At 71.3% G+C, this 9,232-nt stretch carries 7 protein-coding genes; 5 read left to right on the forward strand and 2 right to left on the reverse strand.

The genetic code is table 11. From position 1 onward, the window contains the following. Positions 1-246: 246 nt before the first annotated feature. A complete protein-coding gene (locus tag Q0Q47_RS30665) occupies positions 247-729 on the reverse strand; it encodes a Crp/Fnr family transcriptional regulator (RefSeq protein WP_293868913.1) in 483 nt (160 codons plus the stop codon). Next, the gene (locus Q0Q47_RS30670) at positions 729-1,454 is read right to left on the reverse strand and encodes an AAA family ATPase (protein WP_293868915.1); all 726 of its coding nucleotides are present in this window, start codon (positions 1,452-1,454) and stop codon (positions 729-731) included. The genes Q0Q47_RS30665 and Q0Q47_RS30670 overlap by 1 nt, the downstream gene beginning before the upstream one ends. A 201-nt stretch (positions 1,455-1,655) precedes the next feature. Here Q0Q47_RS30670 and Q0Q47_RS30675 point away from each other — a divergent pair, with 201 nt between their 5' ends. The 5 genes from Q0Q47_RS30675 (at position 1,656) to Q0Q47_RS30695 (ending at position 9,076) form a co-directional block, all read left to right on the forward strand. Beyond that, a complete protein-coding gene (locus Q0Q47_RS30675; RefSeq protein WP_293868917.1) occupies positions 1,656-2,906 on the forward strand; it encodes a sarcosine oxidase subunit beta family protein in 1,251 nt (416 codons plus the stop codon). A gap of 13 nt (positions 2,907-2,919) precedes the next feature. Next, entirely contained in the window at positions 2,920-3,222 is a 303-nt protein-coding gene (locus Q0Q47_RS30680; protein WP_293868919.1) for a sarcosine oxidase subunit delta, read from the forward strand. After that, positions 3,219-6,224, forward strand: a complete 3,006-nt coding sequence (locus tag Q0Q47_RS30685; RefSeq protein WP_293868921.1) for a sarcosine oxidase subunit alpha family protein — start codon at positions 3,219-3,221, stop codon at positions 6,222-6,224. The genes Q0Q47_RS30680 and Q0Q47_RS30685 overlap by 4 nt, the downstream gene beginning before the upstream one ends. Then, positions 6,217-6,870, forward strand: a complete 654-nt coding sequence (locus Q0Q47_RS30690) for a sarcosine oxidase subunit gamma (protein WP_293868923.1) — start codon at positions 6,217-6,219, stop codon at positions 6,868-6,870. Before Q0Q47_RS30685 ends, Q0Q47_RS30690 begins: the two co-directional genes overlap by 8 nt. Before the next feature lie 211 nt (positions 6,871-7,081). After that, positions 7,082-9,076: a bifunctional 2',3'-cyclic-nucleotide 2'-phosphodiesterase/3'-nucleotidase gene (locus Q0Q47_RS30695; RefSeq protein ID WP_293868925.1), complete on the forward strand. Its 1,995-nt coding sequence runs from the start codon at positions 7,082-7,084 to the stop codon at positions 9,074-9,076. The last annotated feature ends 156 nt before the right edge of the window (positions 9,077-9,232 follow it).

The raw sequence follows: 9,232 nt of genomic DNA on the forward strand, positions 1-9,232 counted from the left end.
CCCCAGGTGCCCCGTCCCGCGCCTCCGCCGGCACCGGCGATCCAGCGGCCGCCACCCCCTGCTCCGCCGCCCGTCATCCAGGCGCCGCGCCCCGCGCCCGTGCAGCCGCCGCCCGCCGTTCGTCCGCCACCGCCGCCGCCCGCGCCGCAACAGGCCGCGCCCCCGCAGGGCAAGCCTCAGGGTGGCGGAGGTCGGCCCGCATGCGGCGTGCCCGGGGCACCGCCCTGTCCGCGGTGAAGAGGAGCGTCAGGCCCGGCCGGGATCGCGCGCCGACCCGGGCCTGAAGTCGCGATCCTGCTGATGGATCAGCGTTTCGAGGATCTCGGCGACCATCTCGAGGTGGTCGCCGTGATTGGCGAACTGGCGCTTGAGATCGACGAGATAGGTCGTGGCGGCGTTGAGGCGCTTGGCCAGCAGCGTGGCGATCAGCCAGGACAGCGCCGGCCGATCGTTGAAGAAGCCGGCGGCATCGGCGATGGCATGGACGTGCACATCGCCCAGCGCGCGTGCCGAGGCGGTGTGCGGGCTGTCGAGCAGGAGCGACATCTCGCCCACCACCGAGCCCGGTTCGTCGAGCACGGTGACCTGCGTGCCGCCGCGCAGGATCTCGATGCGCCCCTGCACCAGGACATAGACGCGCCCGGTCTTCTGGCCTTCCGCAAGCAGTTCGGTGCCATCGGCGATGGTGACGACGGGAACGCCCTGGCAGTGATCGAGGATGGCGCGCATCAGCGTCGTGTCCTGCTCTTGCTGGAGGTGGTGGCCGTTCCGGCCTTGGCTTTCGGCTTCGCCGGCGCCTTCGTCTTGCGCGTCGCGCCGGCGCCGATTTCCGCGACCAGGCCGCGGACCTCGGCGCTCGCCTTGGCATCCGCCGGGCGCAGCTCCGTGACCGCCAGGCCTGCCGTGGAAGCGCGAGCGTAGGACTTACGGTTGCCGAGCGTGGCCTTCAGCAGCCGCAGGGCGGGCTGGGCCGTGATGATCTCGGCGGCGGCCTCGTTCTCGGAGCCGCTCGCGTCGGCGCGGTTGAGGAAGACGGCCGCGTCGAGCTTGGGATTGGTGACGCGCGCGTCCTCGACGAGCGCGGCCACCTTCTCCAGCGTCCAGACGTCGAAGGAGCGCGGCGCCATCGGCACCAGGTAGAGATCGGCGACCGCCAGCGCGCCCTTCTGGCTCGCCGTCTCGCCGGCCCCGACGTCGATGACGATGTCGTCGTATTTGGGCCGGAGCCGCATGATCTCCGTCACCACCGCCCGACCCTTGAGCGCGATGCAGGTGTAGCCGGCGCCGTCCTCGCGGCTCTGGTTGCGCATGGTGGTGAAATCGCCGGCCGTGCCCTGGTCGTCGGCATCCACCAGCAGCACGTCCCGGCCGGACGCGGCCAGGATGACCGCGAGATTGGTGGAGACCGTCGACTTGCCCGTGCCGCCCTTCGTGCCGCCCACAGCGATGATCAATGCCGCCTCCGTCGCCCCACCGGACCGCTCGAACTGAATGCGTCGGCACCTGCCGCGTCAAGCCGGACGTAGGGAGCACCCTCTCCCGGATGCAATTTCCAGCCCAGTTCCGGAACCGCGGGCCTATTGACTTGGGCACGTCGCGCCCGTTTGCTCACGGTCGCCAGGAGCACCGAAGGTGTCCGGCCGAGGGGCTTTCCGGTGCGCTATTCCATCTTTTCCCTTCTGTCGGAAGCGCTGCGCGGCAATACGGGATGGCAGCCGGCCTGGCGCGATCCGGAGCCCAAGGCCTCCTACGACGCGATCATCGTGGGCGGGGGCGGGCACGGACTTTCGACCGCCTATTATCTTGCCAAGGAGCACGGCCTCACCAACGTCGCCGTGGTCGAGAAGGGCTATCTCGGATCCGGCAATGTCGGGCGCAACACCACGATCATCCGCTCGAACTACCTGCTGCCCGGCAACATCCCCTTCTACGAGCATTCGCTGAAGCTCTGGGAAGGCCTGGAGCAGGACATCAACTACAACGCCATGGTGAGCCAGCGCGGCGTGCTGCACCTGTTCGAGTCGGACGGCACCCGCGACGCCGCCGCGCGCCGCGGCAACGCCATGCGCCTGGAGGGCGTCGATGCCGAGCTGCTCGACCGCGAGGGGGTGCGGCGGCTCGCGCCCATGCTCGACTTCGACAGCGCGCGCTTTCCGGTGATGGGCGGCCTCTGGCAACCGCGCGGCGGCACGGTGCGCCACGACGCGGTGGCCTGGGGCTACGCGCGGGCGGCCGACCGGCGCGGGGTGGATCTCATCCAGAACTGCGAGGTCACCGGCATCCGCGTGGAGAACGGGCGCGTGCTCGGCGTGGAGACGACGCGCGGCTTCATCGGGGCGCCGAAGGTGGGCCTCGCCTGCGCCGGGAACTCCTCGCGCGTCGCGGCCATGGCGGGACTGCAACTGCCCATCGAGAGCCATGTCCTGCAGGCCTTCGTCTCGGAGGGCGTGAAGCCGCTCGTCGACCAGGTGATCATCTTCGGGGCGGGCCACTTCTACATCAGCCAGTCGGACAAGGGCGGGCTCGTCTTCGGCGGCGACATCGACCGCTACAATTCCTACGCCCAGCGCGGCAACCTGCCGGTCATCCACGAGGTCATGGAGGCGGCGGTCGCGCTCATGCCGTCCGTCAGCCGGCTGCGCGTCCTGCGCCAGTGGGGCGGCATCATGGACATGTCGATGGACGGCTCGCCCATCATCGACAAGACGCCGATCGCAGGCCTCTACATCAATTGCGGCTGGTGCATCGGCGGCTTCAAGGCGACGCCCGCCTCCGGATGGTGCTTCGCCCATACGATCGCCCGCGACGAGCCGCACCGCCTGAACGCCGCCTACCGTCTCGACCGTTTCGCCACCGGCGACCTCATCGACGAGGCGGGCACGGGCGCCACGCCGAACCTGCACTGAGAACGGCCGCACCATGCGCATCCCCTGCCCCCATTGCGGCGAACGCGGCCACGAGGAGTTCCTCTATCTCGGCGATGCCGGCGTGCGCCGGCCCGACGGGATGGCCGAGGCGAAGGCCGGCGAGCCGGCGTCTCGACCCTGGATGGACTATGTCTATCTCAGGCCCAACCCGGCTGGCGTCCATCGCGAGCTGTGGCAGCACGTGCATGGCTGCCGGGCGTGGCTCGTCGTGACGCGGGACACCCGCACGCATGCGATCAGCGGGGCCGAGGACGCGCGGACGGTGGCCCTCGCCAGGGACGGGGCGCCCGCATGACCACGCCGCAGCGGCCCCTGCCCGCCTCACACCGCCTGAGCGCGGGCGGCCTGATCGACCGCAGCGCCAGGGTCGCCTTCCGCTTCGACGGCATCGCCTACGAGGGGCACCCGGGCGACACGCTGGCCTCCGCCCTGGTCGCCAACGGCGTCCGGCTCGTGGGGCGCTCGTTCAAGTACCACCGGCCGAGGGGGCTGCTGGCGGCGGGCCCCGAAGAGCCCAACGGGCTTGTCGAGCTGCGCGACGGCGCGCGGCGTGAGCCCAACACGCGCGCCACCGCCGTCGAGCTCTTCGACGGCCTGACCGCGACGAGCCAGAACCGCTGGCCCTCGCTGCGCCTCGACCTCTTGGGGATCAACCAGATCGCCGCGCCCCTCCTGGGCGCCGGCTTCTACTACAAGACCTTCATGTGGCCGGCCGCCTTCTGGGAGAAGCTGTACGAGCCGCTGATCCGCCGGGCCGCGGGCCTTGGCCGGGCACCGATCGGGCCTGACCCCGACCGGTACGAGACGGCCACCGCGCATTGCGACGTGCTGGTCGTCGGCAGCGGGCCGGCGGGCCTGATGGCGGCCCTCACGGCCGGGCGCACCGGCGCCCGCGTCATCCTGGCGGAGGACGACTTCGTCCTCGGAGGCCGCCTGCTGGCGGATGACCTGGAGATCGAGGGCCGGCCGGCGCGCGACTGGGCGGGGGCGATGCAGGCCAAGCTCGAGGCGATGCCGGAGGTGCGGATCCTGCGCCGCACCACCGTGTTCGGCGTGTTCGACCACGGCAGCTACGGGGCGGTGGAGCGCGTGGCCGACCATGTCGGGCAACCCGGCCCGCACCAGCCGCGGCAGCGGGCCTGGCAGATCGTGGCCAAGCGGTCCGTCCTGTGCGCCGGCGCGCTCGAACGACCCATCGTCTTCGGCGACAATGACAGGCCCAACGTGATGCTCGCGGGCGCGGCCCGCAGCTACGTCAACCGCTTCGCGGCGCGGCCCGGCGACCGTGCCGTCGTGGCCACCACCGGCGAGGATGGGGGCCGCACGGCACTGGCGCTGCAACGCGCCGGGATCAACGTCATCGCCATCGCCGACGCCCGGGCCGAGGTGTCGCGCTCGCTGCAGGTCATCGCCGACCATGCCGGGACCCGGTTGCTGGCGGGCTCTGTGCCGCTGCGCGCCCACGGGCACGGTTGCGTGCAGGCCGTCGATCTCGGCCGGCCCGACGGCTCCGGCCGACAGACCTTCGATTGCGACCTCGTGGTCATGTCGAACGGATGGGTTCCGACCGTGCACCTCACGTCGCACCTGGGCGGCAAGCCGGCCTGGGACGCCATGGCGGGGGCCTTCCTGCCCGGCACCCTGCCGCCGGGCATGGCGGTGGCGGGCGCTGCCGCCGGCCGGCTTTCTCTCGACGAGTGCCTGACGAGCGGCGCTTTTGCCGGGCTCGAGGCCGCCACGGCCGCCGGCTTCGACGGCACGGCCGTCGAGGTGCCGCGGGCGACCCGCGAGGACCAGGACCGCGTCGCCCTGGTCCCCACCCCCAAGCCGGTGGGCGGCGGCAAGGCGTTCATCGATTTCCAGAACGACGTCACATCGGCCGACATCGCCATTGCCCATCGCGAGGCGTTCCGCTCGGTCGAGCACCTGAAGCGCTACACGACGCTGGGCATGGCGACGGACCAGGGCAAGACGTCGAACCTGAACGGGCTCGCCCTCATGGCGGCGCTGTCGGGAAAGACGCCGGGCGAGGCCGGCACGACGACGTTCCGCCCGCCCTACACGCCCGTCGCCATCGGGGCACTGGCGGGCGTCCATACGGGGAAGGCCTTCAAGCCGACACGGCTCACCCCCGCCCACGGCTGGGCGCGCGAGCAGGGCGCGGTCTTCGTCGAGGTGGGGCCGTGGTTGCGGGCGGGCTGGTTCCCGAAAGCGGGCGAAGACTGGCTCGCCGCCTGCAACCGCGAGGTCGCCGCGGTGCGCGCCGGCGTCGGCATCTGCGACGTCTCCACCCTCGGCAAGATCGACGTCCAGGGACCGGACGCCGCCCTGTTCCTCGACCGGATCTACGCCAACACGGTGTCCACCCTGCCGGTGGGCAAGGTGCGCTACGGGCTGATGCTGCGCGAGGACGGCTTCGTCTTCGACGACGGCACGGTGGCCAGGCTCGGCCCCGAGCACTTCCTCGTCACCACCACCACGGCCAATGCCGCCGCCGTGCTCGGGCACATGGAGCACGCGCTCCAGTGGACCTGGCCGACGCTGGACGTGACGGTCGTCTCCGCGACCGAGCAATGGGCCCAGTTCGCCGTCGCCGGCCCGCGCTCGCGCCAGCTCGTCGCGCGCCTCGCCGACCCGGGGCAGGACGTCTCCAACGAGGCGCTGCCCTTCATGGGCGCGATGCCGCTCTCGCTCCTCGGGGGCGTGCCGGGCCGGCTCTTCCGGATCTCGTTCTCGGGCGAGCTCGCCTATGAGCTGGGCGTCCCGTCCTCGTGGGGAGACGCACTCGCCCGCGCACTGATGGGTGCGGGCCGCGACCTCGGCGTCGTGGCCTACGGGCTCGAGGCCATGAACGTGATGCGCGTCGAGAAGGGGCACCCCGCCGGCGGCGAACTCAACGGCCAGACCACGGCGGCGGACCTCGGCATGGGCCGCCTGGTGTCGCCGAAGAAGGACTGCGTCGGGCGGGTCATGGCCACGCGCCCCGCGCTCGTCGACCCGCAGCGGCCCGCGCTCGTGGGCTTCCGCGCGGTCGATGCCAAGGACACCGTCACGGCGGGGGCCCACTTCATCGACGTGGACGCGCCGGCCACCACCGCGAACGACCTCGGCCACGTCACCTCGGTCGCCTATTCGCAAGGCGAAGGCCGGTGGATCGGGCTCGGCCTGATGAAGGACGGGCCGCGCCGGCATGGGCAGCGCGTACGGGCCTGGGACGGCGTGCGCGGCCGCGACGTCCTGGTCGAGCTGTGCCCGCCCTGCTTCGTCGACCCCGCCGGAGACCGGATGCGTGGCTGAGCACATCACCTTCTCCCGCCGCGGCGCCTTCGCCGGGTTGGCATTGCCGGGTCGCTTCGGCCAGGCGGAGGGTCCGGCCGGGCTCACCGTCGCCGTCCGGACGACGGTCGCCATCGCGCAGGTCGTGGCGCGGCCGGGCAGGACCGACGAGGTGTCCTCGGCCGTCGCGGCGGCTATGGGCCTGACCCTGCCCGCGCCCCTGCGCGTCTCGGCGGCGGGCCCGGTGGTCGCGGCATGGACCGGGCCGGGACGCTGGCTGGTCATGCAGGACGAGGCGGGGAGCGGACCTTATCCCGCAGGCTCGTTCGTCGGGCGGGTGGCCGAGGCCTGCCGGGGCGCGGCCAGCGTCACGGACCAGACCGACGCCCAGGGCGTGCTGCGCCTCTCGGGCCCGCGGACGCGCGACGTGCTGGCCAAGGGCCTCGCGCTCGACCTGCATCCGCGGGCGTTCCGGGCCGGCATGGCGGCCAGCACGCTGTGCGGCATGGTCGAGGTCACGCTGTGGCAGACCGACGACACGCCGACCTACGACGTCGCGGTGATGCGCGGCTATGCCGGGTCGTTCTGGCATTGGCTCGGCGAAAGCGCGGCGGAGTACGGGCTCGTGGTGGCTCCGCAGGACGACGCCCGCGCGGGCGCCGGCTGACCGCCCTCCCCTCGCCACCCGATTGGGCGTTTTGCCTTGATTTGCCGGGGTGGCCGCACCGCATTCCGCGGGCCTCAGCGCGTTTTCGCCACTTCCCCGCCACGACCCTCACGCATAAGCTGATGGGATGTCTGCACCCGGTTGCAACCGGTCGCTGCGGAAAGAGGAGCCGCGGCGGCCCGTTGGCCGCTTGCACGAGGAGACCGGAGCGATGACCGACGACCGCAAGGCCTACGCAGAGCATGAGGGAATTGCGGGACGACCGAGCCGCCGGGACGTCGTCGCCGGAGGGCTGGCGCTCGGCGCCGCCGCCGTCGCCGGGCTTCCCACTCCCGCCAGGGCCGCGGGCGCGCGGGTCAAGCTGCGGCTGATGGAGACGACGGACCTCCACGTCAACGTGATGCCGTACGACTATTATCGCGACAAGCCGGACGACACGCTGGGCCTCGTGCGCACCGCCGCGCTGGTCCGCGCCGCGCGGGCCGAGGTGCCCAACAGCCTGCTGTTCGACAACGGCGACCTGATCCAGGGCAGCCCGATGGGCGACTACATGGCCTACAAGCGCGGCCTGAAGGCCGGCGAGGTCCATCCGATGTTCGCCGGCATGAACGGGCTCGACTATGTCTGCGCGACGCTGGGCAACCACGAATTCAACTACGGCCTGAGCTATCTGGGCTTCGCGCTTTCCGGCGCCCAGTTCCCGTTCGTCTGCGCCAACCTGGTCAAGTCGGACGGCCAGCCGCTCGTGCGCCCGACCATGATCTTCGACCGGGAAGTCGTCGACGACCAGGGCCAGCGCCAGCGCCTGAAGGTCGGCGTGATCGGCTTCGTGCCGCCGCAGATCATGCAGTGGGACCAGGGCCATCTCGCCGGCAAGGTCACCACGACCGACATCGTCGACGCCGCGCTGAAATTCGTCCCCGAACTCGCCCGCCAGACGGACATCGTGCTGGCGCTGTGCCACTCGGGCATCGAGGGCGGCGAGCGGCGGGGGGGCGAGGAGAACGCCGCGCTTCACCTGGCGAAGGTGCCCGGGATCGACGCGATCTTCACCGGCCACCAGCACAAGGTGTTTCCGGGCAAGGACTTTGCCGGCATCCCCGGCGTCGACGCCGAGAAGGGCACGCTGCACGGCGTTCCGGCCGTGATGGCCGGCTTCTGGGGCAGCCATCTCGGCATCATCGACCTGGAGCTCGAGAAGGACGGGGACACCTGGAAGGTCCTCGCGTCACGCAGCGAGGCGCGGCCCATCTACGATCGCAAGGACCGCACGATCGTTCCCAAGGTGGAGAACGACGCGCCGACGGCGGCCGCGGTGAAGGCCGACCACGAGGCGACCCTGGCCTATGTCCGCCAGCCCGTCGGCGAGACCAAGAACCCGATCAACTCGTTCTTCGCGCTGGTCGCCGACGATCCGTCGGTGCAGATCGTCTCGAAGGCGCAGACCTGGTACGTCGCCGGCATCGCAGCGACCATGGCGGACCTCAAGGGCCTGCCCGTGCTCTCGGCCGCCGCCCCCTTCAAGAGCGGCGGGCGCTCCGGGCCCGAGGCCTACACGGACGTGAAGGCCGGCCCCATCGCCATCAAGGACGTCGCGGACATCTACCTGTACCCGAACACGGTGCGGGCGGTGAAGGTGACGGGCGCGCAGGTGCGCGAGTGGCTGGAACGCTCCGCGGGCCTGTTCAACCGGATCGACCCGGCCAAGGCCGACGAGCAGGAGCTGATCAACCCGGCGTTCCCGGCTTTCAACTTCGATGTGATCGACGGCGTCACCTACCAGATCGACGTCACCAAGCCCTCCCGCTACGACGGCAATGGCAAGCTCGTGGCCCCGGATGCGCATCGCATCGTCGACCTGCGCTACAATGGCCAGCCGATCGACCCCAACGCCCTGTTCGTCGTCGCCACCAACAACTACCGCGCGGGCGGCGGCGGCAACTTCCCCGGCGCCGACGGCACGACGAGCGTCATCGACGCTCCCGACACCAACCGCGACGTGATCGTGCGCTACATCGTGGAGCAGAAGGTCATCGACCCCGTCGCCGACGGCAACTGGCGCTTCGCACCCATCCCGGGCGCCGTGAACGTGACCTTCCTGACCTCGCCGCAGGCCTCCAAGAGCATCCCGAAGGGGCTCAAGGTGCAGCCCGTCGGCAATGGCCCGGACGGCTTCGCGAAGTACCGGATCGACATGTCGTCGTGAGACGGGTGGGGAGGTGGCGGCCTACCAGGCACCCGTTGCCTCAGGTTTCCTCTCCTCTCGTCCTGCCCGGGCTCGGCCCTTCCGGATTCAGACCTCTGAGCGGGCGCTCTCCCTCCCCTGCAGGGGAGGGTGGCAGCCGCGAAGCGGCTGACGGGT

The sequence above is a fragment of the uncultured Alsobacter sp. genome, from assembly GCF_945952055.1.
Lineage (GTDB): Bacteria > Pseudomonadota > Alphaproteobacteria > Rhizobiales > Beijerinckiaceae > Alsobacter.